25 protein-coding genes are annotated in these 24,072 nt (G+C 63.4%); 16 read left to right on the top strand and 9 right to left on the bottom strand.

Going from position 1 to position 24,072, the window contains the following annotated elements; genetic code table 11:
* Positions 1 to 3 precede the first annotated feature (3 nt).
* Entirely contained in the window at positions 4 to 636 is a 633-nt protein-coding gene (locus P6U27_RS20500) for a TetR/AcrR family transcriptional regulator (protein WP_407192415.1), read from the bottom strand.
* Positions 637 to 853: 217 nt separating this feature from the next.
* On the bottom strand, positions 854 to 1,225 hold the full coding sequence (locus tag P6U27_RS20495; protein WP_129143357.1) for a tRNA-binding protein: 372 nt from the start codon (positions 1,223 to 1,225) through the stop codon (positions 854 to 856).
* A gap of 104 nt (positions 1,226 to 1,329) precedes the next feature.
* Here P6U27_RS20495 and P6U27_RS20490 point away from each other — a divergent pair, with 104 nt between their 5' ends.
* On the top strand, positions 1,330 to 1,689 hold the full coding sequence (locus tag P6U27_RS20490; RefSeq protein WP_209295136.1) for an ArsC family reductase: 360 nt from the start codon (positions 1,330 to 1,332) through the stop codon (positions 1,687 to 1,689).
* Between the two features lie 99 nt (positions 1,690 to 1,788).
* On the opposite strand, the gene P6U27_RS20485 is transcribed toward P6U27_RS20490, so the two are convergent.
* Positions 1,789 to 2,469 (bottom strand): hypothetical protein, encoded by a 681-nt coding sequence (locus P6U27_RS20485; protein ID WP_407192414.1) that lies wholly within the window; start codon positions 2,467 to 2,469, stop codon positions 1,789 to 1,791.
* A 309-nt stretch (positions 2,470 to 2,778) separates the two neighbouring features.
* Between P6U27_RS20485 and P6U27_RS20480 the strand changes: the two genes are divergently transcribed.
* The 7 genes from P6U27_RS20480 to P6U27_RS20450 all read left to right on the top strand — a co-directional run bounded on the left by P6U27_RS20480 (position 2,779) and on the right by P6U27_RS20450 (position 9,333).
* A complete protein-coding gene (locus P6U27_RS20480; protein WP_122403625.1) occupies positions 2,779 to 3,534 on the top strand; it encodes an ABC transporter ATP-binding protein in 756 nt (251 codons plus the stop codon).
* Positions 3,527 to 4,273: an ABC transporter ATP-binding protein gene (locus P6U27_RS20475; RefSeq protein ID WP_122403624.1), complete on the top strand. Its 747-nt coding sequence runs from the start codon at positions 3,527 to 3,529 to the stop codon at positions 4,271 to 4,273. The genes P6U27_RS20480 and P6U27_RS20475 overlap by 8 nt, the downstream gene beginning before the upstream one ends.
* Before the next feature lie 109 nt (positions 4,274 to 4,382).
* On the top strand, positions 4,383 to 5,606 hold the full coding sequence (locus P6U27_RS20470; RefSeq protein ID WP_407192413.1) for an ABC transporter substrate-binding protein: 1,224 nt from the start codon (positions 4,383 to 4,385) through the stop codon (positions 5,604 to 5,606).
* A 73-nt stretch (positions 5,607 to 5,679) separates the two neighbouring features.
* Positions 5,680 to 6,543, top strand: a complete 864-nt coding sequence (locus P6U27_RS20465; protein ID WP_028178028.1) for a branched-chain amino acid ABC transporter permease — start codon at positions 5,680 to 5,682, stop codon at positions 6,541 to 6,543.
* Between the two features lies 1 nt (position 6,544).
* The gene (locus P6U27_RS20460; RefSeq protein WP_122403622.1) at positions 6,545 to 7,513 is read left to right on the top strand and encodes a branched-chain amino acid ABC transporter permease; all 969 of its coding nucleotides are present in this window, start codon (positions 6,545 to 6,547) and stop codon (positions 7,511 to 7,513) included.
* Positions 7,514 to 7,669: 156 nt separating this feature from the next.
* Positions 7,670 to 8,314 (top strand): DUF47 domain-containing protein, encoded by a 645-nt coding sequence (locus P6U27_RS20455; RefSeq protein ID WP_122403621.1) that lies wholly within the window; start codon positions 7,670 to 7,672, stop codon positions 8,312 to 8,314.
* A gap of 11 nt (positions 8,315 to 8,325) precedes the next feature.
* A complete protein-coding gene (locus tag P6U27_RS20450) occupies positions 8,326 to 9,333 on the top strand; it encodes an inorganic phosphate transporter (RefSeq protein WP_407192412.1) in 1,008 nt (335 codons plus the stop codon).
* Here P6U27_RS20450 and sugE read toward each other — a convergent pair.
* Positions 9,326 to 9,640, bottom strand: a complete 315-nt coding sequence (gene sugE, locus P6U27_RS20445; protein ID WP_209295584.1) for a quaternary ammonium compound efflux SMR transporter SugE — start codon at positions 9,638 to 9,640, stop codon at positions 9,326 to 9,328. The genes P6U27_RS20450 and sugE overlap by 8 nt on opposite strands.
* Positions 9,641 to 9,810: 170 nt before the next feature.
* Here sugE and P6U27_RS20440 point away from each other — a divergent pair, with 170 nt between their 5' ends.
* On the top strand, positions 9,811 to 11,433 hold the full coding sequence (locus P6U27_RS20440) for a peptide chain release factor 3 (RefSeq protein WP_407192411.1): 1,623 nt from the start codon (positions 9,811 to 9,813) through the stop codon (positions 11,431 to 11,433).
* Positions 11,434 to 11,661: 228 nt separating this feature from the next.
* On the top strand, positions 11,662 to 12,234 hold the full coding sequence (locus P6U27_RS20435) for a hypothetical protein (protein WP_129143362.1): 573 nt from the start codon (positions 11,662 to 11,664) through the stop codon (positions 12,232 to 12,234).
* A gap of 48 nt (positions 12,235 to 12,282) precedes the next feature.
* Here the strand turns inward: P6U27_RS20435 and P6U27_RS20430 are convergent, their stop codons facing one another.
* Positions 12,283 to 13,239, bottom strand: coding sequence for a TIR domain-containing protein (locus tag P6U27_RS20430; RefSeq protein ID WP_209295586.1), 957 nt, complete (start codon positions 13,237 to 13,239; stop codon positions 12,283 to 12,285).
* Positions 13,240 to 13,375: 136 nt separating this feature from the next.
* On the opposite strand from P6U27_RS20430, the gene P6U27_RS20425 reads away from it, so the two are divergent.
* From P6U27_RS20425 to der, 6 genes are all read left to right on the top strand, one after another.
* Positions 13,376 to 14,026 (top strand): queuosine precursor transporter, encoded by a 651-nt coding sequence (locus P6U27_RS20425; RefSeq protein ID WP_122403615.1) that lies wholly within the window; start codon positions 13,376 to 13,378, stop codon positions 14,024 to 14,026.
* Positions 14,027 to 14,091: 65 nt separating this feature from the next.
* Positions 14,092 to 14,676 (top strand): NnrU family protein, encoded by a 585-nt coding sequence (locus P6U27_RS20420; protein WP_209295587.1) that lies wholly within the window; start codon positions 14,092 to 14,094, stop codon positions 14,674 to 14,676.
* A gap of 138 nt (positions 14,677 to 14,814) precedes the next feature.
* Positions 14,815 to 16,407, top strand: a complete 1,593-nt coding sequence (locus P6U27_RS20415) for a class I adenylate-forming enzyme family protein (RefSeq protein WP_407192410.1) — start codon at positions 14,815 to 14,817, stop codon at positions 16,405 to 16,407.
* 169 nt (positions 16,408 to 16,576) lie between these two features.
* The gene (locus P6U27_RS20410) at positions 16,577 to 17,230 is read left to right on the top strand and encodes a tetratricopeptide repeat protein (protein WP_129143365.1); all 654 of its coding nucleotides are present in this window, start codon (positions 16,577 to 16,579) and stop codon (positions 17,228 to 17,230) included.
* A 32-nt stretch (positions 17,231 to 17,262) separates the two neighbouring features.
* Complete coding sequence (locus P6U27_RS20405; protein WP_407192409.1) at positions 17,263 to 17,811, top strand: hypothetical protein; 549 nt, start codon at positions 17,263 to 17,265, stop codon at positions 17,809 to 17,811.
* A 50-nt stretch (positions 17,812 to 17,861) separates the two neighbouring features.
* Positions 17,862 to 19,244 (top strand): ribosome biogenesis GTPase Der, encoded by a 1,383-nt coding sequence (gene der / locus P6U27_RS20400; RefSeq protein WP_407192408.1) that lies wholly within the window; start codon positions 17,862 to 17,864, stop codon positions 19,242 to 19,244.
* A gap of 123 nt (positions 19,245 to 19,367) precedes the next feature.
* Here the strand turns inward: der and P6U27_RS20395 are convergent, their stop codons facing one another.
* The 4 genes from P6U27_RS20395 to P6U27_RS20380 form a co-directional block, all read right to left on the bottom strand.
* Positions 19,368 to 20,591, bottom strand: coding sequence for an ABC transporter substrate-binding protein (locus P6U27_RS20395; protein WP_129143368.1), 1,224 nt, complete (start codon positions 20,589 to 20,591; stop codon positions 19,368 to 19,370).
* A 272-nt stretch (positions 20,592 to 20,863) separates the two neighbouring features.
* Positions 20,864 to 21,604 carry an SDR family NAD(P)-dependent oxidoreductase gene (locus tag P6U27_RS20390; protein WP_407192407.1) on the bottom strand — a complete coding sequence of 247 codons (741 nt, stop codon included), beginning with the start codon at positions 21,602 to 21,604 and terminating at the stop codon, positions 20,864 to 20,866.
* Between the two features lie 157 nt (positions 21,605 to 21,761).
* The gene (purF, locus tag P6U27_RS20385) at positions 21,762 to 23,285 is read right to left on the bottom strand and encodes an amidophosphoribosyltransferase (RefSeq protein WP_407192406.1); all 1,524 of its coding nucleotides are present in this window, start codon (positions 23,283 to 23,285) and stop codon (positions 21,762 to 21,764) included.
* A gap of 28 nt (positions 23,286 to 23,313) precedes the next feature.
* Complete coding sequence (locus P6U27_RS20380) at positions 23,314 to 23,943, bottom strand: CvpA family protein (RefSeq protein WP_172786433.1); 630 nt, start codon at positions 23,941 to 23,943, stop codon at positions 23,314 to 23,316.
* Positions 23,944 to 24,072: the final 129 nt, after the last annotated feature.

Here is a 24,072-nt window from a genome sequence, read left to right as displayed (position 1 = left end):
CGTTCATGTCCTGGTTCGTCGCTTGACGTCCGGCTTCGGCATGCGCAAGCCGTCGATCACGCTGTCGACGGCCGCCATGCAGGCGTCGACGTCGAGGTCCTCGCCCCAGCACTGTTGCAGCACAAAGCCCTGAAAAGTCGCGATCAGCACGCGCGCGATCGCCTCGGCGCGGAGCTCGCGCTTGATGAGCCCGTCATGCTGGCCGCGCTCGACCAGCGCCACGATCAGCGCGCGCGGCATGTCGATGCCTTCGACGACGCTGCTGCGGATGCGGCGGTTGCGCAGCGCTTCGGCCCAGCCATGGATGCCGACACGGCGGCGGGCTTCGCCGGCGGGATCGGTGAGCCATTGCGCGTAGACGCGGACCAGCGCGTGCAGCCCTTCGATTGGATCACCGGATCCTTGCGCCACCGAGTTGAGCACGGCCTCACGGCGATGCCGGTCGTCCGCGAGCGCTTCGATCAGGTCGTCCTTGCTCTGGAAGTACAGATAGACCGCGCCGTGGCTCAAGCCCGACCGCTTGACGATATCGGCCATGCCGGTCTGGTGAAAACCGTTCTCGGCAAAGCAGGCGAGGGCCGCTTCGAGGATCTGCTGCCGCCGGCCTTCGCGCTTCTTGTCGCTAATCTTTGGCATCGGCCCGGTCCATAAATAACTGACAGATCGATCGTTTTGGGGAGTTGGTCGAGGATGCACCAATTTCGGGTGCGATAAAAATAAAAAAAACGACTGATCAGTCTTTTTTAGGACGGTGGCAAGTCAAGACCTGCTGACGCCGATCGGGAGACAAGCCGGTGAAGTGGCTGGCGCGCCCCTGCCGGAGGCGGCGGGGCGGCTCTGGTTCGTGTGCCCGCTAGAACAGCCGTCCGCCGTTCGGCACAGGCTTGCTCGGCTGCACCAGCACGACCTTGCCGTTCGCATCGGGGAAGCCGAGCGTCAGCACCTCGGAGACCACTGGGCCGATCTGGCGAGGCGGGAAATTGACGACGGCCGCGACCTGTTGCCCCACGAGGGTATCGAGTGGGTGGTTTTCAGTGATCTGTGCCGAACTCTTGCGCACGCCGACGGCGGGACCGAAATCGATCCACAGCCGCCAGGCCGGCTTGCGTGCCTCCGGAAACGGCTTGGCGTCGACGATGGTTCCGACACGGACATCGACCGCGAGGAAGCTGTCGAAGTCGATGGTCGGTGAGGCGGCAGCTGCGGGATCGTGGGTGACGTGCATGGAATGTCCGTTCGGAGAGTTGGCGGCGTCCGCAATATTGTCGCGCGAGCCGGAGTTTCGTACAACGCCAAGAGTGTCACGATACGCCATGCGCGAGGAGCGTCTTGCCCAACATCATCTACGGCATCAAGAACTGCGACACCATGAAGAAGGCCCGCGCCTGGCTCGATGCGCATGGCGTGCCTTACGACTTTCACGACTACAAGGCCGCAGGTGTCGAGAAGGACAAGCTCAAGCAGTGGAGCGACAAGGTCGGCTGGGAGGCGCTACTCAATCGCGCCGGGACGACCTTCAAGAAGCTCCCCGATTCCGACAAGGAAAGCCTCACCGAGAAGAAGGCGTTGGCATTGATGCTGGCGCAACCATCGATGATCAAGCGGCCCGTGCTGGAAATCGGCAGCAAGCTGCTGGTCGGCTTCAAGCCGGATATCTATACCAAGGAGGTCGGTGGCAAAGCGCGCTGACTGCTGAAGCATGATCGGGAAAAGTGCGAAGCGGTTTTCCGGAAAGATCATGCGTAAGCAACAATCTGAAGCGACGATGATTCCAAATCTCATGGCGCTTTAGTTCAACTCGATGATCCCGGTGGCGATGCCGGAGCCCGGCTGGTCGGCGAACTCGACCGTCTCGGCGGGCGCAATGCGGCCGGGGGCGCGATGAAACAGCTCGCGATCGACTACCGCGCGCATCTTTGGACGCGGCAGCGCGTCGTTTCCGCGCATCAGATTCTTGATCTCGAAGCCGCCGTCCTCGCAGAACGTCTTGACCGAGGCGATGACGTGACAGACCTTGCCGTCAGTCTGAAAGGGCAGCAGCAGCCGTTCATAGGCGACGATGCGTCCGTAGACGTCGTCGACGTCGGCCACGCTGTAGACGGGCAACCCGCGCGCCACGCATTCGTGATAGATCGGTATCACGAATGGCGCGAGCCGCGGTCCGACATAGTCATCGAGCGGAACGCCCTTGCCGGTATGTCCATAGGCGCGCGAGATGCGCGTGCCTTCGCTCTGGATGATGAGGCGCGGCGTCGGCGTCGAAAATTCCACCGTATAGTAGATGAGATCCCACAGTTCCTCCTCAAGTCGCACCGGCTGATACTCCCAGATCGCCGGCGCGATCTGCCGGCGCGCGTAAAGTCGCAGCCACGTGTTCAGGAGATCGCGTTGCCGGATCGACTTGACGACGGAGGGAGGGGCGCTTGCAAAATCCAAAGCAATATTCTCCGCACGTGAAGACCCGCACATGATCCCGCTTGCGGGAAAATTTTCTATGAAGGCTGGCGCGGGAGACGAAAGACCGTTAACGACGGCTTGATGGCCGGCGCCTTGCGAACCGGGACGCCGGGCAGGCACGACATCAAAACGTCTCCGACTAAGGGAGCATTTGTATCCCAGCCGGAGGCTTGATCTGCTCAGCTTTCCGCCTTGCCTAACCCCCGTCACCTCCGGCATATTCCGCGCCCGGAGGCGGCGTCCCGGGCGGGCTCCAAGGCCTCCGGACAGCCGAAGTAACAAGGACAGCCACGCGTCTAGCGCGGGCAGGGGGAAATCTGTTTGGCCAATGAGTTCATTCTCGAAACGGAAGGCTTGACCAAGGAGTTCGCGGGCTTCTTCGCCGTCCGCGACGTTGCGCTCAAGGTTCGCCGTGGGAGCATTCACGCATTGATCGGCCCGAACGGGGCCGGCAAGACGACCTGCTTCAATCTATTGACCAAGTTCCTCAAACCGTCTGCCGGAAAGATCCTGTACAAGGGGCAGGACATCACGGCGATGGCACCGGCCGATGTGGCGCGCATGGGTCTTGTGCGTTCGTTCCAGATTTCGGCGGTGTTTCCGCATCTCACCGCGCTGGAAAACGTCCGTGTCGCGCTTCAGCGCCAGCACGGCTCTTCGTTCGACTTCTGGCGCTCGAAGTCCGTGCTCAACCGCTTCAACGATCGCGCGCGCGAGCTGTTGAACGATGTCGGCCTCAGTGAGTTTGCCAATACGCCCGCGGTCGAGATGCCCTACGGGCGCAAGCGTGCACTCGAGATCGCAACCACGCTTGCGCTCGACCCTGAGATGATGCTGCTGGACGAGCCGATGGCCGGCATGGGTCACGAGGACATCGACAAGATCGCGGCGCTGATCAAGCGCATCTCCGCGAAATATACCATCCTGATGGTCGAGCATAATTTGAGCGTCGTCGCCAACCTCTCCGACATCATCACCGTGCTGACGCGCGGGCAGGTGCTCGCGCAGGGCCACTACTCCGAGCTCACCAAGGACGAGCGCGTCAAGGAAGCCTATCTGGGAGCCGGTCATGCCTGACACTGCAATCGCCGAGGCTCCGGCCAGGGCTGCGACCGGCGGCAACATCCTTCAAGTCCGCAATCTCGAATCCTGGTACGGCGAGTCCCACATCCTGCACGGGATCAACTTCGACGTGAACGCGGGCGAGGTCGTCACCCTGCTCGGGCGCAACGGCGCCGGCAAGACCACCACGCTGAAGTCGATCATGGGCATCATCGGCAAGCGCTCGGGCTCGGTGAAGTTCAACGACGAGGAGATCATCCGTGCGACCTCCGACAAGATCGCGCGCATGGGCATCGCGTTCTGCCCGGAAGAGCGGGGTATATTCTCCAGCCTCGACGTGCGGGAGAATCTGATGCTGCCGCCGGTCGTCCGCGCAGGCGGACTGCCGCTCGACCAGATCTTCGACCTGTTTCCGAACCTCAAGGAGCGGCTGTCCAGCCAGGGCACCAAGCTGTCGGGCGGAGAGCAGCAGATGCTCGCGATCGCGCGCATCCTGCGCACCGGCGCGAGTTTCCTGATGCTGGACGAGCCGACCGAGGGCCTTGCGCCCGTCATCATCCAGCAGATCGGCCACACCATTGCACGGCTCAAGAAGGAGGGCTTCACCATTCTGCTGGTCGAGCAGAATTTCCGCTTCGCATCCACCGTTGCCGACCGCTACTACGTGGTCGAGCACGGCAAGATCATTGACGGATTTTCCAACGCGGAGCTTGCCACCAACATGGACAAGCTCCACACCTATTTGGGTGTCTAGTGCATGATCAGGACCCTGAGGGCCGCGCTATCACAAATGGTGCGGTTTCCGACAAGATCATGCTCAAACTGAAGAACTGCCAACGAGAAAATTCAAAAAGGAAAGTTGCATGAACACCAGGTCGATTGCGTCATTGCTGCTGACCACCGCGCTCACCTTCGCCGCTGCAGGCGTCGCGTCCGCGCAGGACAAGACCGTGAAGATCGGCGCGCTGTCCGATCAGTCCGGCCTCTATGCCGATCTCGGCGGCCCCGGCTCGACGCTCGCCGCGCAAATGGCCGTTGAGGATTCCGGCCTGGCCGCGAAGGGCTGGAAGATCGACATCATCTCGGGCGATCACCAGAACAAGCCCGATATCGGCACCGCGATCGCGCGGCAGTGGTTCGACGTCGACAAGGTCGACATCATCGTCGACGTGCCGAACTCGGGCGTCGCGCTCGCCGTCAACAACGTCATCAAGGAAAAGAACGGCGTCTACATCAACTCCGGCGCCGCGACATCGGACCTCACCAACGCGCAGTGCTCGCCCAACACCGTGCACTGGACTTACGACACCTACATGCTGGCCCACACCACCGGCCAAGCCCTGGTCAAGGCCGGCGGCGACACCTGGTTCTTCCTGACCGCGGACTACGCCTTCGGTGCCGCGCTCGAGCGCGACACCAGCGCGGTCGTCACCGCCAACGGCGGCAAGGTGGTGGGCGGCGTCAAGCATCCGCTGAACACGCCGGATTTCTCCTCCTTCCTGCTCCAGGCGCAGGCGTCCAAGGCCAAGATCATCGGTCTTGCCAATGCCGGCGGCGACACCACCAACACCATCAAGCAGGCGGCCGAGTTCGGCATCGGCAGAGGCGGCCAGAAGCTCGCGGCGCTGCTGCTCTTCCTCACCGACGTCAAGGCGATCGGGCTGGAGACGGCGCAGGGCCTCAACTTCACCGAGACCTTCTACTGGGACATGAACGACCAGACCCGCGCGTTCTCGAAGCGCTTCGCCGCGAAGATGAAGAACAATGCGCCGCCGACCATGGTGCAGGCGGGCGTCTATGCCGGCGTGCGTCACTACCTCAAGGCTCTCGAAGCACTCGGCGGCAATCCGCATGACGGCGTCAAGATCGTCGAGAAGATGAAGTCGATGCCGACCGAGGACGATCTGTTCGGCAAGGGCGAGATCCAGCCCAACGGCCGCACCATCCACAGCGCCTATCTGTTCGAGGTGAAGAAGCCCTCCGAGTCCAAGGGACCGTGGGACTTCTACAAGCTGGTCGGCACGGTGCCGGGCGACCAGGCTTTCACCCCGCTGTCCGAGAGCAAGTGCGCGCTGCTCAAGAAGTAAGATAACGGCCCGCAGGCCATCGAGCCTGCGGGCGACTTTCACGGGAACGCCGAAGGGACCGGGTGCGGGATCGATGCAGGCTCTTTACGCTCAGCTACTGGTGGGACTGATCAACGGCTCGTTCTACGCGCTGCTCAGTCTCGGGCTTGCCGTGATCTTCGGCATGCTCAACATCATCAATTTCGCCCATGGCGCGCTCTACATGATGGGCGCCTTCGTGGCGTATTTCCTGCTGAACCTCGGCGGCATCAACTACTGGTGGGCGCTGCTGCTGGCGCCGATCATCGTCGGCATCTTCGGCATGATCCTGGAACGGACCATGCTGCAATGGCTGACCGGGCTCGACCATCTCTACGGCCTGCTGCTGACCTTCGGCATCGCGCTGATCGTGCAGGGCGTGTTCCAGAACTACTTCGGCTCCTCGGGCCTGCCTTACGCCATTCCGGACCAGCTCAAGGGCGGCATGAATCTCGGCTTCATGTTCTTGCCCGTCTACCGCGGCTGGGTCGTCGTGTTTTCGCTGGTGGTGTGTCTTGCCACCTGGTTCCTGATCGAGAAGACGCAGCTCGGCGCCTACTTGCGCGCCGCCACCGAAAACCCCACGCTGGTCCGCGCCTTCGGCATCAACGTGCCGCGCATGATCACGCTGACCTATGGTCTCGGCGTCGGCCTCGCCGCGCTCGCAGGCGTGCTCTCGGCGCCAATCAACCAGGTGCGGCCGCTGATGGGCGCCGACCTCATCATCGTCGTGTTCGCGGTGGTGGTGATCGGCGGCATGGGTTCGATCATGGGCTCCATCATCACCGGCTTCGCGCTCGGCGTGATCGAGGGTCTGACCAAGTATTTCTACCCCGAGGCCTCCAATACCGTCGTGTTCGTACTGATGGTGCTGGTGCTCCTGGTGAAGCCAACGGGATTGACGGGAAGAGCGGCCTGATATGACAACCCTGACGGACGATACGCTGCCTGCAAGCCCGCGTGCGATGCGCGACGAGATGATTGTGTTCGTGGTGATGGCGCTGCTCTTGGCGTCTGTCCCGTTCACGGGAGTCTATCCGTTCTTCGTGATGCAGGCGCTGTGCTTTGCGCTGCTCGCCTGCGCCTTCAACCTCTTGGTCGGCTATGGCGGCCTGTTGTCGTTCGGCCATGCAATGTTCTTGGGGACGGCCGGCTATTGCAGCGCGCACGCGCTCAAAGTGTGGGGACTGCCGCCGGAGCTCGGCATTCTCGTCGGCGTCGCCGCGGCGTTCGGCCTGTCGGTCATCACCGGTTACATCTCGATCCGCCGCCAGGGCATTTATTTCTCGATGATCACGCTGGCGCTGTCGCAGCTGCTGTACTTCATCTACCTCCAGGCACCGTTCACCCATGGTGAGGACGGCATCCAGGGCATTCCGCAGGGGCACATGTTCGGCGTGCTCGATCTCTCGAATGCGACGGTGCTGTACTATGTCGTGCTGGCCGGCTTCCTCGCTGGCTTCCTGTTGATCTTCCGCATCATCAACTCGCCGTTCGGCGAAGTCCTGAAGTCGATCCGCGAGAACGAGCAGCGCGCGATTTCGCTCGGCTATCGCACCGACCAGTACAAGTTCCTGGCCTTCATCCTCTCAGGGACTCTGGCCGGCTTTGCCGGATCGCTGAAGGTGTTCGTGGCGCAAAATGCCTCGCTCACCGACGTGCATTGGTCGATGTCGGGCGAAGTCGTGCTGATGACGCTGGTGGGCGGTCTCGGCACCATTTTCGGCCCCGTGGTCGGCGCCTTCGTGATCATCGCCATGCAGCAGTATCTGGCGGGCTTCGGCCAGTGGGTCACGGTGATCCAGGGCGCGATCTTCGTGATCTGCGTGCTCACCTTCCGCCGCGGCGTCATCGGCGAAATCGCGCATTACTTCCGAAGATCGCTCTAAGCAGCTGATTTTAAATAGATTTACCGACCGCTTGAAAGCGGTGGATGATCCGGCTCCACGGGCGTGAGATGACACGCGCGCGGATCGAAAATGGTCTATGACAGTTTCGTGATGGCCCCTTCGGGCCTGGCCATTTCCAACCGGTAGCCTGTCCCCATGATGCGATGGTTTCGTGCGTTCCTGCCCAAGGAAGAACGGTTCTTCGACCTGTTCGACCGGCATGCCCAGACGGTGATCCAAGGGGCGATCGCGCTCCAGGGCATGCTCAATGGTGGCGAGGAGACGCCGGTCTATTGCCAGCGCGTCAATCAGTTCGAGAACGACGCGGACAACATCACCCGTGAGGTGCTGACGGCGGTGCGCCGCACCTTCATCACCCCGTTCGACCGCGGCGACATCAAGAACCTGATCACGTCGATGGACGATGCCATCGATCAGATGCAGCAGACGGCCAAGGCAGTGATGCTGTTCGAGGTTCGCGCCTTCGAGCCGCCCATGCGCGAGATCGGCGGGCTCCTGATCGAATGCGCCAATCTGGTCGGGCGTGCGCTGCCGCTGATGCAATCGATCGGCCCGAACGTCGCCATGCTGACCGCCATCACCGAAGAGCTCGGCAAGCTGGAGGGCCGGGTCGACGATCTTCACGACATCGGCCTGAAGGAGCTGTTCCTCAAGCACCGCGAGGGGAATGCGATGGACTTCATCGTTGGCGTCGAGATCTACGACCACCTGGAGAAGGTGGCCGATCGCTTCGACGACGTCGCGAACGAAATCAACAGCATCGTCATCGAGCAAGTGTAGGCGGGGCTGCCGTGGATGCTGCGTTGGGTGTTCCCGTCCTGGTCGGACTGATCGCCGTCGCGCTGCTGTTCGACTTCCTGAACGGCCTGCACGACGCCGCCAATTCGATCGCGACCATCGTCTCGACCCGCGTGCTGCGGCCGCAATTCGCGGTATTCTGGGCCGCTTTCTTCAATTTCGTCGCCTTCATGGTGTTCGGCCTGCACGTCGCCCAGACCATCGGCACGGGCATCATCGATCCCTCGATCGTCGATGCCCAGGTGATCTTCGCGGCGCTCGTCGGCGCCATCGTCTGGAACCTCGTGACCTGGGCGCTCGGCATTCCTTCTTCATCCTCGCACGCGCTGATCGGAGGCCTCGTCGGCGGCGGCATGGCCAAGGCGGGGATTTCGGCCGCGGTGTGGAGCGGGCTGTCCAAGACGGTGCTGGCGATCGTATTGTCGCCGCTGGTCGGCTTTCTGCTCGCGATGATGCTGGTCGCGATCGTGTCCTGGGCCTCGGTGCCTTCGACGCCGTTCGCGGTCGATCGCGCGTTCCGCATCCTGCAATTCGCCTCCGCCTCGCTCTATTCGCTCGGCCATGGCGGCAACGACGCGCAGAAGACCATGGGCATCATCGCGGTGCTGCTCTATTCGCAAGGCCATCTCGGCAGCGAGTTCTCGGTGCCGTTTTGGGTCGTGCTGTCCTGCCAGGCGGCGATGGCGTTGGGCACGCTGATGGGTGGCTGGCGCATCGTCCGCACCATGGGCCTGCGCATCACGAAATTGACGCCGATGCAGGGCTTTTGCGCCGAGACGGGGGGTGCCGCGACCCTGTTCATGGCGACTTATCTCGGGGTTCCCGTCTCGACCACCCACACCATCACCGGCGCCATCGTCGGCGTCGGCGCGGCCCGCCGCGTCTCGGCAGTGCGCTGGAACGTCGCCAGCTCGATCGTCTATGCCTGGGTGATCACGATCCCGGCCTCGGCCATCGTCGCCGCGCTGACCTGGTGGGTGGTTCAGATCTTCGTCAGGTAACGAGCTTCAGCCCGGCAATCCCGGCGACGATCAGGGAGATGCTGGCAAGACGGAAGGCCGTTGCCGGCTCGCCGAACAGGACGATGCCGAGCGTCGCAGTGCCGACCGCGCCGATGCCGGTCCAGACCGCATAGGCGGTTCCGACGGGAAGTGATTTGAGCGCAAGCCCGAGCAGGATGACGCTGCCGGCCATGGCCGCCAGCGTGACTACGGACGGAACGAGCCTGGTGAAGCCCTCGGTGTATTTCAAGCCGATCGCCCAGGTGATCTCGAGAAGACCGGCGACAAACAGGATGCTCCAGGCCACGACGACCCTCCATTTCAGCAGGGTCGTCCCCGCGGCTGACGTGCTGATGGATAGGGAGGCCGTCCTCCCCAAGACTGATATCCAAGCGCCGATATGGGGCTGGCCGAAGGGCTGTGCAATCACCAAATGAGGCTTGATCAGGCCCGTTTTCCCTGCCACACGCTCCCGCCATGTCCGACATCGCCACAACCACAGCCGAATCGCCGGCCCGTTCCCCGCTTGCCGCTGAAGTGGCGCGGCGGCGGACCTTCGCGATCATCTCCCACCCCGACGCCGGCAAGACCACGCTGACCGAAAAGCTGCTGCTGTTCGGCGGCGCCATCAACCTCGCCGGCCAGGTCAAGGCCAAGGGCGAGCGGCGCAATACGCGCTCGGACTGGATGAAGATCGAGCGCGAACGCGGCATCTCGGTCGTCACTTCGGTGATGACCTTCGAGTTCGAAGGTCTCGTGTTCAACCTCCTGGACACGCCGGGCCACGAGGACTTTTCGGAAGACACTTATCGCACGCTCACGGCGGTCGATTCCGCGGTGATGGTGATCGACGCCGCCAAGGGCATCGAGGCGCGCACCCGAAAACTGTTCGAGGTGTGCCGCCTGCGCGATATCCCGATCATCACCTTCATCAACAAGATGGACCGCGAGAGCCGGGATGTGTTCGAGTTGCTCGACGAGATCGAGAAGACGCTGGCGCTCGACACCACGCCGATGACCTGGCCGGTCGGGCGCGGCCGGGATTTCCTCGGCACCTATGACGTCGTCAATGGCGGCGTGCGCCTGCTCGAAGGCGGCGGCGCCAAGACCGGCGCGGCCCTTGAGATCGAGATCGAAGAGCTCGCCAAGCTCAACGCCAATCTGGACGTCACTGCCGTGAAGGACGAGCTCGAGCTCGTCACCGCAGCGTCAAAGCCGTTCGAGCTCGAGGCGTTTCGCGAGGGCCATCTGACGCCGGTCTATTTTGGCAGCGCGCTGCGCAATTTCGGCGTCGGCGATCTCCTGGAAGGCCTCGGCAAGTTCGCGCCCGAGCCGCGCGCGCAGGACAGCGACCAGCGCAAGGTCGAGGCGACCGATCCCCGCATGAGCGCGTTCGTGTTCAAGATCCAGGCCAACATGGATCCGAACCACCGCGACCGCATCGCTTTCGCGCGGCTCTGCTCCGGCAAGCTCAGTCGCGGCATGAAGGCCAAGCTGGTGCGCACCGGCAAGAGCATGCCGCTGTCGAGCCCGCAATTCTTCTTCGCGCAGGATCGCTCGGTGGCGGACGAAGCCTTCGCCGGCGACGTCGTCGGCATTCCCAACCACGGCACGCTGCGCATCGGCGACACGCTGACGGAAGGCGAGGATTTCAACTTCGTGGGCGTGCCGAGCTTTGCGCCGGAAATCGTCCGCCGCGTCCGTCTGACCGACGCGATGAAGGCGAAGAAGCTGAAGGAAGCGCTTCAGCAGATGTCGGAAGAGGGCGTGGTGCAGGTGTTCCGTCCGCGCGACGGCGCGCCGGCGCTGGTCGGCGTGGTCGGCGCGCTCCAGCTCGACGTGCTCAAGGCGCGGCTTGAGGCGGAATATTCGCTCCCGGTGGAGTTCGAGGTCAGCGAGTTCCAGCTGGCGCGCTGGGTCTCCTCCGAGGACCGCAAGAAGCTCGACAGCTTCATCGCCGCCAACACCTCCAGCATCGCGGACGATGTGGATGGCGATCCCGTGTATCTCGCCAGGAACGAGTTCTACCTCGGCTACACCAGGGAGCGCGCCGAGGGCATCGACTTCACCAACTTCAAGGACGTCAAGAAGAAGGGGTAGGGTGCGTTCCCTCCTGGGCAGCTGCACCCATAGCTGTCATGCGCTGGCTTGACCGGCGCATCCAGTACGCCGCAGCCTCTCGATTCAATTACAAGCGCCTCGGAGTAGGGTCGCCCGGTCAAGCCGGCGACGACAGTTGCCCTGAACGCGAGCACGTGAATTGCGATAGGCTTGACCTTGTTGGAGGCAGCGCCACGTTCCATTTGTATCACGTTGTGAGCTCACTCCATGTGGCGCGTCATCCTTGTTGCTCTCCTGCCGGCGACGACGCTCGCCGCCGACGCGCGGCCCCGGCAGATCAATCCGATCCCGTTCTCGCATGAGCCGTGCAGCGTGCTCGACGGCCGGCCCTGCACGCCATCTTATTGCAGCCCGCTCGAGCCCGGCCCCTGTATTCCCGAGATGGACTATCCTTACGGCCAGAACCTCCAGCTCACGATCGAAAGCGTGCCGTCCGATGCCGACCGCGCCAAATACCGGAAGCCAGATCACGATCTCGACACGATCGGCGATCTCTTTGCCGAGCTGCGCAGCTGCTGGTCGCCGCCATCGAATAATGCGCGCGCGGGCATGCAGATGTCGGTGCGGTTCAGCCTCAACCGATCGGGTGGCCTGATCGGCCCACCGCGCATGACATTTGCGACCGCGGGCGTTCCCGTAGACACCCGCACGACCTATCTCAACGCGATCAATTCATCGCTGAAGGCTTGCTTGCCGCTGAAGTTGACCGCCGGCTTTGCCGGCGCGCTGGCCGGCCGACCCATCGCGATCCGTTATGTCGATAATCGGCACCCAAACTGACCCGCTGTCGGGTTTAGCCCAGCGGCAAGGCCACCGTGAGAGGTCTTGTCAGTTCAGCAGATTCCATTTGTGAAGTTTGAGTGCGATGGTGGCTTCGAGGTCTTCGATCCTGTCGAATTCCTCATAGGTGACCCCGTTGAGATCCGATGGCAGTTTCAACGGTTTCTTCAGCAGGATAGCGACTCGGTCGAACGCTCGGAATTTGGCGAATAGCAACCCCATCTCGAAGATGACGTTCTCACGTGCCCGTGCAGCACATTGGTCGTTGGATTTTGCCAGGCGTCCCTCGTCGTCGGGCGTGGCAAGGATGAAGCCTGCTTTGCAAGTTCGGATGAGGTCTTCCAAGGCTGCCAAGATCGTCGTTGCGTTCTTGTCTTCCCGCGCCAGCACCTTGGGAGTGACCTTCCTGTCCCGAAGGATGTCCTCGAGCGCCTTCCGGCTGACGTTGTCTCGGCCATGCACAATGAAGACATTCCGATCGATCTGGAGCTCCGGGTGAGGTGTATGAAGGGCGAGTGCCAAGATGTCAGTATAGGCCTCTAGTACGCGTTTATCCTCGGCAGAAAATGCCTTCGCCGGATCGTTGTTATGGAAGCAGGCGACGCCAAATGGTCTTTGACCTTGTCCCAATTTGATTGGAAAGCAAACCATGTTCTGGATTGGGCTTTCGCCGTAGAACTCACCTCCTTCGGCCCGTGAAAACGTGGTCGGCATACCCGTTCTAAAGCATACTCCAGCAGTTGTACCGTAGTAGCCCAACGCGGACGGAAAGCTGGCACGTTCTTGCGGATCCAATAGGCGATCGCGAAAGAGAAAATCGCCTTCGTTGAATAGCACAAGCCGCTTTGTCCTTTGATGGTTGATCAGCACCGATCCGGCATCGGCTGCCGGGCTGATCGCAATCGCCGTTTGCAGGAATTCTACAATGATTGCTTCCTGCGAACGGCCGTGGGAAGCACGAAGGAAATCCAATATTCTGACGTCAAAACTGATTTTGTCGGCCATAATCAACGGTCCGGTCGTTATGCAATGCCCGGATCATATTCCGCCGGATGTCTAATTCAACAAGAAGTTGTTTTTGGGAGTTTGGGCCCGTAGCCTTGACCTATCAACGCCAGACCGCCCCGGGGGCCGTGAGCCGATGGATGCCAGGATCAGCTATTTTCTATTTCTGCTCACACTCCATTCCTCCCTGCTGATCACCAGCACGATCGCGGGCTCAAAGCTGTTCGCCCTGCCTTTCGGCCTGGACGCCAGCGCGACCGTGTTCAGCTATCTCTTGACATTCATCATTCTCGACACGATCGCGGAATTGTTCGGCAGGGAGTATTCCAGGCGGGTGATCAATCTCGGTCTGGTCAGCATGGCCTTGTCCGCCGCCTATTTCGAGTTTGCCGCCTATCTCCCGGCGGCTTCGGGCTGGCACCACCAGCAGGATTTCGAAACGGTCGTCAGCTCCTCGGTTCGAATCTGGATCGGAGGCTGGATCGCCTACATGGTCAGTCAACACTTCGACCTGTCGTTCTTCCTCCTGCTGCGCAAGACGGCGTTCGGCAGGAGGTCCGTGGTGCTGTCGGCCTGGCTTAGCCTGATGTTGGCTCAGCTGCTGGACACCGTCATATTCGTGTCGATCGCGTTCTACGGTACCGGCGTCGTCCTGCCGACGATCGTTGGCCAGTACATGATCAAGCTGCTCTTCTCCACGGTTGCCGCGCCTCTGGTGAAGTTGAGCATCGCGATGGGACGAGACTGGATCGAAGCCCGAAGCGGAAAGCTGGTTGAGAAGGACTGACGCATTGCGCTTCGCTGGGTGAAGATGGTACCTGATGGAGCACGGGTCTTACGCAAGGGGATGTCGTGGGTCTGCTGGTCATGGTCCTGGGGCTGGTGCTGTTCTTCGCGGCCCATATTTTCACGACGAAACGCGAGGCGCGCGCGCAGGCGATCGCGAAGCTGGGCGAGGGGACCTACAAGATCCTCTATTCGCTGGTCTCGCTGGCGGGCCTCGCTTTGATCATTTGGGGCTTTGCCCATTACCGCAGCTCCGGCTGGATCGACGTCTGGTATCCGCCGAAGGCGATGAAGCACGTCACGCTCGCGCTGATGCTGCCCGCCGTCATCCTGGTGGTGGCGTCATATTTGCGCGGCCGTATTTATGCGACGCTGAAGCATCCGATGTTGGCCGGCATCAAGTTGTGGGCGGCGGCGCATCTGCTCGCCAACGGTGATCTCGGCTCGATGATCCTGTTCGGCTCGTTCCTCGCCTGGGCGGTGTATGACCGCATTACGCTCAAGCATCGCACCGACGCCGGCGGCCCGCCGATCCCGGTGGGCGGCGTCACCAACGATCTGATCGCTGTCGGGGTCGGGGTCGTTGCTTATCTGGCGCTGGCCTTTGCGTTCCATCCCGTCGTGATCGGTGTCCCCGTCGTGGGCGTGTAGCGCATGATCCGTTAGCGCAAAGTGTGGAGCGGTTTTCCGACGAGATCATGCGCCAAAGGTGAAGACAGCCGGTCAGCGCAAGACAGCTCCGCCTGCGCATGCGCGGAAGCTGACGAAGCAACAAGTCAGGGCATTCCGATGGACTGGTCGCAATCTCAGATTCCGCCGATGCGGCTCGAGGCGCGCTTTGGCGACCGGGTGGTGCCGGCGTTCTGCGACCGGCCGGCGAGTCTCTGGGCGATGATCGCCAATGCCCGCGCCCGCAATCCCGACGGTGAAGCGCTGATCGCAGGCAATATCCGCCTGAGCTGGCAGCAGGCCGTGGAGCAGGCCGCACGGATCGCAGCTGGATTTCGCAAGCTCGGATTGCAGCGCGGCGACCGCGTCGCCATCCTGCTCGGCAACCGCATCGAATTTCCGCTGCTGCTGTTTGCCGCCGCGCATGAAGGGCTGGTCACCGTGCTGCTCAGCACGCGCCAGCAGAAGCCGGAAATCGCTTATGTGCTGACCGATTGCGGCGCAAAGATCCTGATCCACGAAGCCGCCCTCGCCGAGCGGCTGCCCGATGCGCCGGATTTGCCCGATCTGATCCACCGTATTGCTATCGACGATGATCCGGCTCTGTCGCGGTTCGCAGTGCTCGCCGACAACTCGCCAGCGCCTGCGCCGGTCGAGGTAGGGGAGGAGGACACCGCGATGATCCTCTACACCTCGGGGACGACGGGCAAGCCGAAGGGCGCGATGCTGGCCCATTGCAACATCGTGCACTCCTCGATGGTGTTCGAGTCCTGTCTGCAGTTGGCGGAAACCGATCGCTCGATCGCGGCGGTGCCGCTCGGCCATGTCACCGGGGTCGTCGCCAACATCACGACCATGGTCCGCTGCGGCGGCGCGCTGATCATCATGCCGGAGTTTAGGGCGGCCGACTATCTCAAGCTCGCCGCGCGCGAGCGCGTCACCTACACCGTGATGGTGCCGGCGATGTACAATCTCTGCCTGCTCCAGCCCGATTTCGACAGCTACGATCTGTCGAGCTGGCGCATCGGCGGCTTTGGCGGCGCGCCGATGCCGGTCGCGACCATCGAGAAGCTGAAGGCGAAGATTCCCGGACTGAAGCTGATGAACTGCTACGGCGCGACCGAGACGACGTCGCCCTCGACCATCATGCCGGGCGAGCTGACGAAGACCCACATCGACAGCGTCGGCCTGCCGTGCCCCGGCGCGCGCATCGTCGCGATGGGGGCGGACGGGCGCGAGCTGCCGCGCGGCGAAATCGGCGAGCTCTGGATCCATGGCGCCTCAGTGATCAAGGGGTACTGGAAGAATCCGAAAGCCACGGCCGAAAGCTTCACGGGCGGCTTCTGGCACTCGGGCGATCTCGGCTCGGTGGATGCGGACGGATTTGTCCGCGTGTTCGACCGGCAGAAGGACATGATCAATCGCGGCGGCCTGAAGATCTATTCGGCCGAGGTCGAATCCGTGCTGGCCGGCCATCCCGCCGTGGTCGAGAGCGCGATCATCGCCAAGGCCTGCCCGGTGCTGGGTGAGCGCGTCCACGCCGTGGTGGTGACGCGCGCACCCGTTGCCGACGCGGATTTGCGCGCCTGGTGCGCCGAGCGGCTGTCCGACTACAAGGTGCCCGAAACCATCGCGATCACGTCAGAGCCGCTGCCACGCAATGCCAATGGCAAGGTGCTGAAGCGGCAGCTGCGGGAACTGCTCGGCAGCTGAGCCGGGCAGGCGGTTCTCCCAGGGCCTTCCCGGGTGGTTAACGCCTTGATCGGGCTCGCTTTGCCTTGCCACCGCCATATCGTTAGGGTACCTCGCCGCCACGTGGGGACGGGATTTCTGACGCGAACGCTTCCGCGCGCGTACCCGGACGGGCATGGGATTAGCATAAGTGTCTGAATTATTTGACGAAGTCGACGAGGAAGTACGTCGCGAACAGCTCAAGAAGCTGTGGGACAAGTATTCGATCTACTTCATCGCCCTGATGGTGCTGGTCGTGGCCGCCGTCGGCGGCTGGCGCGCCTACCAGTATTTCGAGGCCAAGAAGGCGGCCGAGGCCGGTGCCGCCTTCGAGAAGGCGGTCGAGCTGTCCGAGCAGGCCAAGCACGAGGACGCCGAGAAGGCCTTCACCGAGCTCGCCGCCAAGGCTCCGTCCGGCTATCGCACCCTGGCGCGGCTGCGTGCTGCGGCCGAGGCCGCGAGCCGCGATCCCAAGGCCGCCGCGAAGATGTATGACGACATTGCCGCCGATCGCAGCGTTGGTGGCGAGTGGCAGGATCTGGCGAAGATCCGGGCCGCCGGCCTGCTCCTCGACAGCGCCGGCTACGCTGACATGCAGCAGCGGCTGGAAGCCTCCGCCGCGCCCAAGTCGACCTTCCGCCACAGCGCTCGCGAGATGCTGGCGCTGTCGGCCTGGCGCAACAACGACATGACCGCAGCCCGCAAATGGCTCGACGCGATTGAAGGCGACGGCGAAACGCCGCCCGGCCTGCGCTCGCGCGCCGAGGCGCTCCAGGCCCTGTTGCCGCCCGTTGCCAAGAGCTGACGACGGTCCTCTGACGCAAGACGAGACACAAGATGCGCCGCACGCCACGCTTGATCGCAGCCGCCATCCTGATCGCCTTCACGGGCGTCCTGGGCGGCTGCTCGAGCTTCGATCCAAGCGATATGCTCGACTTCCTCGACACCAAGAAGAAGCTGCCGGGCGAGCGCAAGCCGGTCTTTCCGGAAGGCGTGCCGGGCCTCGAACAGGGTGTCCCGAAGGAGATGTACAAGGGCGCGCAGCAGCAGGACGCGAATGCGCCGGCCGTCGCGGCCTTGCCTGCGGAGCCGCCGCCCGAGCCGGCCAAGCCGGCAAAGGGGAGCAAGGCGAAGCGCACCAAGCAGCCCGCCGCCGCGGCAGCAGCACCGGCTGAGGCGCCTGCCGGCGAGGTCGACGGCGAGGCTCAGCCGGAGGCCGCACCAGCTACGGCCGCTCCGCCGCCCAAGCACAAGATCGTCCGCAAGCGCACCACCGCGCCGTCGCCGGATCAGCCCGCCCAGCAGGCGCAACCGGCCCAGACCACCCAGCAGCAATCGCAGAGCGCTTTCCCGGCGCCGCTGCCGAGCGGCAGCTTCTCGCGCTGATATCCCTCATTGCATTGACAGGCGCAGCCCCGGCAGCGCACGAATGACCGATGTCCTTCACGATCGCCATCATCGGCCGGCCCAATGTCGGCAAATCGACGCTGTTCAACCGCCTGGTTGGACAGAAGCTCGCGCTCGTCGATGACCTGCCGGGTGTCACCCGCGACCGCCGCGAAGGCGAGGCCAGACTCGGCGACCTCCAGTTCACCATCATCGACACCGCCGGCCTCGACGAGGGCGCCAGGGGCTCGCTGACTGCGCGCATGCAGGAGCAGACCGAGACCGCGATCGCCCAAGCCGACGCGCTGTTCTTCGTCATCGACGCCCGCATCGGTCTCACGCCAACCGATCGCGCCTTCGCCGATTTCGCCCGCAAGGCCAACAAGCCGGTGCTGCTCATCGCCAACAAGAGCGAGGGCAAGCATGGCGATGCCGGTGCGATGGAAGCGTTCGCCCTCGGCCTCGGCGATCCCATCCAGATCTCGGCCGAGCATGGCGAGGGCATGGGCGAGCTCTATGACGCGCTCAGCAGGCTGATGCCGGAGCCCACCGAGAACGATGAGGCCGAGGACGACGAACCGCTCTCCGAGGAGGAGGCCGCGACCCGCCCGATCCGTGTCGCCATCGTCGGCCGGCCCAATGCCGGCAAGTCGACGCTGATCAATCACCTGCTCGGCGAGGAGCGCCTGCTGACCAGCCCCGAGGCCGGCACCACGCGCGATTCCATCGCGGTGGAGATCAACTGGAAGGGCCGCGATTTCCGCGTGTTCGATACCGCCGGCCTGCGCCGGCGCTCGCGGATCGAGGAGAAGCTGGAAAAGCTCTCCGTCGCCGATGCGCTGCGCGCGGTGCGCTTTGCCGAAGTCGTCGTGCTGATGATGGATTCGCAGAACCGCTTCGAGGAGCAGGATCTGCGCATCGCCGATCTGATCGAGCGCGAGGGAAGGGCGGTCGTGCTCGCGGTCAACAAATGGGATCTGATGGAGACCAAGGGCGGCGGCGCCATCTCGGGCCTGCGCCGCGATGCCGACCATTGGCTGCCGCAGCTCAAGGGCGTGCCGATCGTCGCCGTCTCGGGCCTGATGGGTGAGGGCATCGACCGCCTGATGCAGGCGATCCAGGACGCCTACGCGGTCTGGAACAGGCGCGTGCCGACCTCGGCGCTCAATCGCTGGTTCGAGCAGGCCATCCAGGCCAATCCGCCGCCGGCGGTGTCCGGCCGCAGGCTGAAGCTGAACTATATCACGCAGAACAAGGCGCGCCCGCCGAGCTTCGTGCTGTTCTGCTCGCGCGCGGACGCGGTGCCGCAATCCTACTTGCGCTACCTCACCAACTCCATGCGCGAGACCTTCGATCTGCCGGGCACGCCCGTGCGCATCACCTTGCGCGAGAAGGCCAATCCCTTCGCGCACAAGCGCAAGCGGCCGTCGTGAGCGAACAGGCGGCGAGGCGATAGCCCTGAAACGTCGATGCCCGGGCCTTTGCCGCGCCGAAGCGGTTTCGGCCGCGCAGGCGGGACAAGCCCGGGCATGACGGAATGCCCGACCGCTACGGGGTCACTTCTTCACCAGCGGGCAGTCGCTGTCCTTGAGCGGCCTGGCGGCATCTTCCGCGGGGATGTTGGCAACCAGCTTGTAATAGTCCCACGGTCCCTTCGACTCCTCCGGCTTCTTCACCTCGAACAGATAGGCCGGGATGATGCGGCGGCCGTCCTCGCGGAGCGGGCCCTTGCCGAACAGCGGATCGTCAGTCGGGATTTCCTTCATTTTGGCGACGACTTTGGCGCCGTCATGCGGATTGCCGCCGAGCGCTTCGAGCGCCTTGAGGTAATGGATCACGCCGGCATAGTTGCCGGCCTGGGTCATCGACGGCATCGCGTGGTTGCTCACCTTCTCCTGGAAGCGCTTGGACCAGGCACGGGTGCCATCGTTGAGATCCCAGTAGAAGGACTCCGTGAAGGTCAGGCCGTGCGCGGTCTTGAGGCCGAGCGAGTGAACGTCGTTGATGAAGAGCAGCAGCGCCGCGAGCTTCTGGCCGCCTTCGACGATGCCGAACTCGGCCGCCTGCTTGATCGAATTGGTGGTGTCGCCGCCGGCATTGGCAAGCCCGACGATCTTCGCCTTGGAGTTCTGCGCCTGGAGCAGGAAGGACGAGAAGTCCGAGGTGTTGAGCGGGTGCTTGACGCCACCCAGGACCTTGCCGCCGTTTGCGGTGACAACGGCACTCGTGTCGCGCTCGAGCGCGGCGCCGAAGGCGTAGTCGGCGGTCAGGAAGAACCAGGTGTCACCGCCGGCTTTCGTCAGCGCCTTGCCGGTGCCGTTAGCCAGCATGTAGGTGTCATAGGTGTAGGAGATGGTGTTGGCGTTGCAGGCCTTGCCGGTGAGGTCGGCGGTGGCGCCGCCATTGTTGAGCAGGACCACGTTCTTTTCCTTGGCGACATTGCTGACCGCCAGCGCCACGCCGGAGTTCGGCGTGTCGGTGATCATGTCGACCTTCTGGGTGTCGATCCACTGCCGCGCAATGTTGACGCCGACATCAGGCTTGTTCTGGTGGTCGCCGCTGAGGACCTCGATTTTCCAGCCTTTGGCCAGCAGGCCCGAATCCTCGACCGCCATCTTGACCGCCGCCACGGAGCCGGGACCGCCGATATCGGCGTAGAGGCTGGACATGTCGTTGAGCACGCCGATCGTGACGGTCTTGTCCTGAGCGTAGGCGGATGATGCAAAACCGAAAGCGGCGCAAGCCAGAAGGGCCGCGGAGCGGCGCGCGAACGTCGTCATGAAAGGTCTCCTCCATTGTCAAATATTCGGACGGCTCTCTTGCGGAGCCTTATTCCTGCTGTTGGCTCTACCGTGTCCGACGGCTGGCGGCAATGCGCCTAAAGCCGGATGACGCTGCGTCGCAGCGTGATCCGTCGGTTAACTTTTGGGCAAAATGCGTTGAGACGCTATTTGAGCGCGTCCGATGTCAGCTTGAATTTCTGGATGCGTTTTCCGGTATCGACCTCGGCGGTATCGTCGTCAGCCGCGATGGTTCGACAAACCGCTCGCCTTCATGCTGGCGGCTGAAAGCTCATCAAGGTGCGGGTCTTGTAATCGTAGAACTTGCCGGTCTCGGTCCAGTCGGGCGCGCACAGCGGGACGATGAATTCGGCAACCTGCTCGGGTGTGTCGAGCGTCGCAGGATCCTCGCCCGGCATGAACGTGGCGCGCATGCGGGTGCGGATCGGTCCCGGATTGAACAAATTGACGCGCAGTGGCGTGTTCGCGGTCTCCTGCGCCCAGGCGCGCGCCAGCGTTTCCAGCGCGGCCTTGGAGGCGGCGTAGGGACTGACATAGGCGGTCGCCTTGTTGGCGGCGCCGGAGGTAATGAACACTGCGCGGCCGGCGTCGGACTGCTTCAGCAACGGCTCCATGCAGCGGATCAGCTGGAAGTTCGCGGAAACGTTGACGGCCATCACGTCGTTGAAGGCCTTCAGCTCGATGTGGCCGATCGGTGAAGAGGGCCCGAGCACGCCGGCATTGCCGACGAGGACGTCGAGCTTGCCGTAGCGCTCGTGCAGGCCGGCGCCGAGACGCGCGATGCCGTCGAAATCGGTGAGGTTGAGCGGCACCAGGGTGGCGCTGCCGCCGTCTTTGCGGATCTCGTCGTCGAGTTCTTCCAGCCCTCCTTGCGTGCGTGCGACCGCGACGATGTGCGCACCGGCTTTGGCAAGGGCACGTGCCGTGGCGAAACCGATACCGCGCGAGGCGCCGGTGACGAGAGCGATGCGGTTGGCGAGGGGCTTTGTCATGTCGGGGTTTTACAGGCGCGGACGGGCGGGACAAGCCCCCACCACACCGTCATTCCGGGCGTGCGGAGCGCGGACCCGGAATCTCGAGGTTCTCAGATGCGGAAGTGCGCACCATAGTTTGTTCCTTACGGACCGCCCCGGGATGACGGCTGCGCCTTCAGCTCGCTTCCGCTAGCAGGGACAATTGCCGCGGCTGCGGCTCGGTCTGGGTCTGGTCGGTGAGGTGGGTCGGATAGGCCCCGGTGAAGCAGTGGTCCGAGAATTTCGGATTGGCGGGGTCGCGGCCGGGCTCGCCCATGGCGCGGTACATGCCGTCGATCGACAGGAAGGCGAGCGAGTCGGCGCCGATGATCTCGCGCATCTCCTCCAGCGAGTGTGTTGCGGCCAGGAGGCCGCCGCGATCGGGCAGGTCGATGCCGTAATAATCCGGATAGAGGATCGGCGGCGAAGCGAGACGGAAATGCACTTCCTTGGCGCCGGCATCGCGCATCATGCGCACGATCTTCTTCGAGGTGGTGCCGCGCACCAGCGAGTCGTCGATCAGGATGATGCGCTTGCCTTCGATCGCGGCGCGGTTGGCCGAATGCTTCATGCGCACGCCGGATTCGCGGATCGCCTGCGTCGGCTGGATGAAGGTGCGGCCGACGTAATGGTTGCGGATGATGCCGAGCTCGAAGGGCACGCCGGAATATTGGCTGTAGCCGACTGCGGCCGGCACGCCGGAATCCGGTACCGGCACCACGACGTCGATCGGCACGTGACTCTCGCGCGCGAGCTGCGCGCCGAAGGCCTTGCGCACCTCGTAGACCGAGCGGCCGTGAACGATGGAATCCGGGCGGGCGAAATAGATGTATTCGAAGATGCAGGGGCGCGGCGCCATCGGCGGGAACGGCTTGTGGATATCCTGGCCGTTCTCGTCGAACACGATGACCTCGCCCGGCTCGATGTCGCGCACGAAGCGCGCGCCGATGATGTCGAGGGCGCAGGTCTCCGAGGTCAGGATCGGGCAGCCGTCGAGCTCGCCGAGCACGAGCGGGCGGATGCCGCGCGGATCGCGCGCGCCGACCAGCTTCTTGTTGGTCAGGGAGACCAGCGCGTAGGCGCCCTCGATCTCGCGCAGCGCGTCGATATAGCGCTCGATGAAACGGGCGCGCTTGGAGCGCGCGACCAGGTGCAGGATCACCTCGGTGTCGGTGGTCGACTGCATCATCGCGCCGTGCTTCACGAGCTCGCGGCGCAGCGTCAGACCGTTGGTGAGATTGCCGTTGTGGGCCACTGCAAGGCCGCCGGCATTGAGCTCGGCGAATAGCGGCTGCACGTTGCGCAGGATGGTGGCGCCGGTGGTGGAATAGCGGACATGGCCGACCGCCACACTGCCGGGCAGGCGATCGATCACCTCGCGGCGGGAGAAGGTGTCGCCGACGAGGCCGAGGCGGCGTTCCGAGTGAAAGCGGCTGCCGTCGTAGGAGACGATGCCGGCGGCCTCTTGGCCGCGGTGCTGGAGGGCGTGAAGGCCGAGCGCGGTGATCGCGGCCGCATCAGGGTGACCGTAGATGCCGAAGACGCCGCATTCCTCGCGCAACGTATCGCCTTCCAGATCGTCCTGAAGTTCCAGCGCGGCCGGACCCGGACCGGCGTTCGGATCGAGATCAAGTTGGGCGTCCTGGTCAGGGTGTCGCATCTCGTCCGCGCCTCTCTTTAGGGCTCTATCAACGCGCCGCAGGTTTCTCGATCAGCTTTTTCATGCCGTCACGAGCAGATTTGCTGTATCCGTCGCCACTGCCCGAAGGCTGCTGCTCGGATTCAGCTTGATCATCATCTGGTTTGTTTTTCTTGAATCTCTTCAAGATGGTGTTCTCGGGATCGTCAGGCAAGAGGGCCATCAGCCAATCCCCGGTTCCCTGGAGCACCACGCGCGACTTGGCCCCCGTGACCCAGTCCGGACGCTGCTTGTCCGGCACCAGCCAGGTGAAGAACAGGAAGGCGACCACGACGATCAAAAGGCCGCGAGCCAGGCCAAACAGGAAACCCAGGGTGCGGTCCAGCGCGCCGATGCGCGAATCCAGGATCATGTCGGAGATCCGGACCGTGATCACGGAGACCACGACCAGGGTGCCGACGAATACGCCCGCAACGACGACCACGCTCGCGACTGTGTCGTTGTTGAAATAGCTCTTGGCGGTCGGCAGCAGCTTCGAGAAGGAATAGAGCGTCACGATCGCAGCCGCACCCCAGGCTGCGATCGACAGGATTTCGCGCATGAAGCCGCGGACCATGGCGAGCAGGCCCGAAATCAGCATCACACCGAGCAGGATCAGGTCGAGGAGTGTTACTGGCATCGGCTGGTCTGGTCCGCTCGTACTTCAAAGATGCTCTAGCCGAATCGGTGTTTGGCCGTTGCCCTAAAAGAAGGGCAGACGGCGTTCCCGGCAAGGCCGCAACCACGCAATCCCATGCTGCTTTTGTGA

Origin of the sequence: Bradyrhizobium sp. STM 3566, from assembly GCF_045571445.1 — a bacterium.
Taxonomy (GTDB): Bacteria; Pseudomonadota; Alphaproteobacteria; order Rhizobiales; family Xanthobacteraceae; genus Bradyrhizobium; species Bradyrhizobium vignae.
This window is presented reverse-complemented; position numbering and strand designations above follow the sequence as displayed.

Excerpts from the sequence above, each read along its gene's own strand:
- P6U27_RS20500 (WP_407192415.1), bottom strand. The coding sequence starts at position 636 with ATGCCAAAGATTAGCGACAAGAAGCGCGAAGGCCGGCGGCAGCAGATC.
- P6U27_RS20495 (WP_129143357.1), bottom strand. The coding sequence starts at position 1,225 with ATGCACGTCACCCACGATCCCGCAGCTGCCGCCTCACCGACCATCGAC.
- P6U27_RS20485 (WP_407192414.1), bottom strand. The coding sequence starts at position 2,469 with ATGTGCGGGTCTTCACGTGCGGAGAATATTGCTTTGGATTTTGCAAGC.
- P6U27_RS20475 (WP_122403624.1), top strand. The coding sequence starts at position 3,527 with ATGCCTGACACTGCAATCGCCGAGGCTCCGGCCAGGGCTGCGACCGGC.
- P6U27_RS20470 (WP_407192413.1), top strand. The coding sequence starts at position 4,383 with ATGAACACCAGGTCGATTGCGTCATTGCTGCTGACCACCGCGCTCACC.
- P6U27_RS20465 (WP_028178028.1), top strand. The coding sequence starts at position 5,680 with ATGCAGGCTCTTTACGCTCAGCTACTGGTGGGACTGATCAACGGCTCG.
- P6U27_RS20460 (WP_122403622.1), top strand. The coding sequence starts at position 6,545 with ATGACAACCCTGACGGACGATACGCTGCCTGCAAGCCCGCGTGCGATG.
- P6U27_RS20455 (WP_122403621.1), top strand. The coding sequence starts at position 7,670 with ATGATGCGATGGTTTCGTGCGTTCCTGCCCAAGGAAGAACGGTTCTTC.
- P6U27_RS20440 (WP_407192411.1), top strand. The coding sequence starts at position 9,811 with ATGTCCGACATCGCCACAACCACAGCCGAATCGCCGGCCCGTTCCCCG.
- P6U27_RS20435 (WP_129143362.1), top strand. The coding sequence starts at position 11,662 with ATGTGGCGCGTCATCCTTGTTGCTCTCCTGCCGGCGACGACGCTCGCC.
- P6U27_RS20430 (WP_209295586.1), bottom strand. The coding sequence starts at position 13,239 with ATGGCCGACAAAATCAGTTTTGACGTCAGAATATTGGATTTCCTTCGT.
- P6U27_RS20425 (WP_122403615.1), top strand. The coding sequence starts at position 13,376 with ATGGATGCCAGGATCAGCTATTTTCTATTTCTGCTCACACTCCATTCC.
- P6U27_RS20415 (WP_407192410.1), top strand. The coding sequence starts at position 14,815 with ATGGACTGGTCGCAATCTCAGATTCCGCCGATGCGGCTCGAGGCGCGC.
- P6U27_RS20405 (WP_407192409.1), top strand. The coding sequence starts at position 17,263 with ATGCGCCGCACGCCACGCTTGATCGCAGCCGCCATCCTGATCGCCTTC.
- der (WP_407192408.1), top strand. The coding sequence starts at position 17,862 with ATGTCCTTCACGATCGCCATCATCGGCCGGCCCAATGTCGGCAAATCG.
- P6U27_RS20395 (WP_129143368.1), bottom strand. The coding sequence starts at position 20,591 with ATGACGACGTTCGCGCGCCGCTCCGCGGCCCTTCTGGCTTGCGCCGCT.
- P6U27_RS20390 (WP_407192407.1), bottom strand. The coding sequence starts at position 21,604 with ATGACAAAGCCCCTCGCCAACCGCATCGCTCTCGTCACCGGCGCCTCG.
- purF (WP_407192406.1), bottom strand. The coding sequence starts at position 23,285 with ATGCGACACCCTGACCAGGACGCCCAACTTGATCTCGATCCGAACGCC.
- P6U27_RS20380 (WP_172786433.1), bottom strand. The coding sequence starts at position 23,943 with ATGCCAGTAACACTCCTCGACCTGATCCTGCTCGGTGTGATGCTGATT.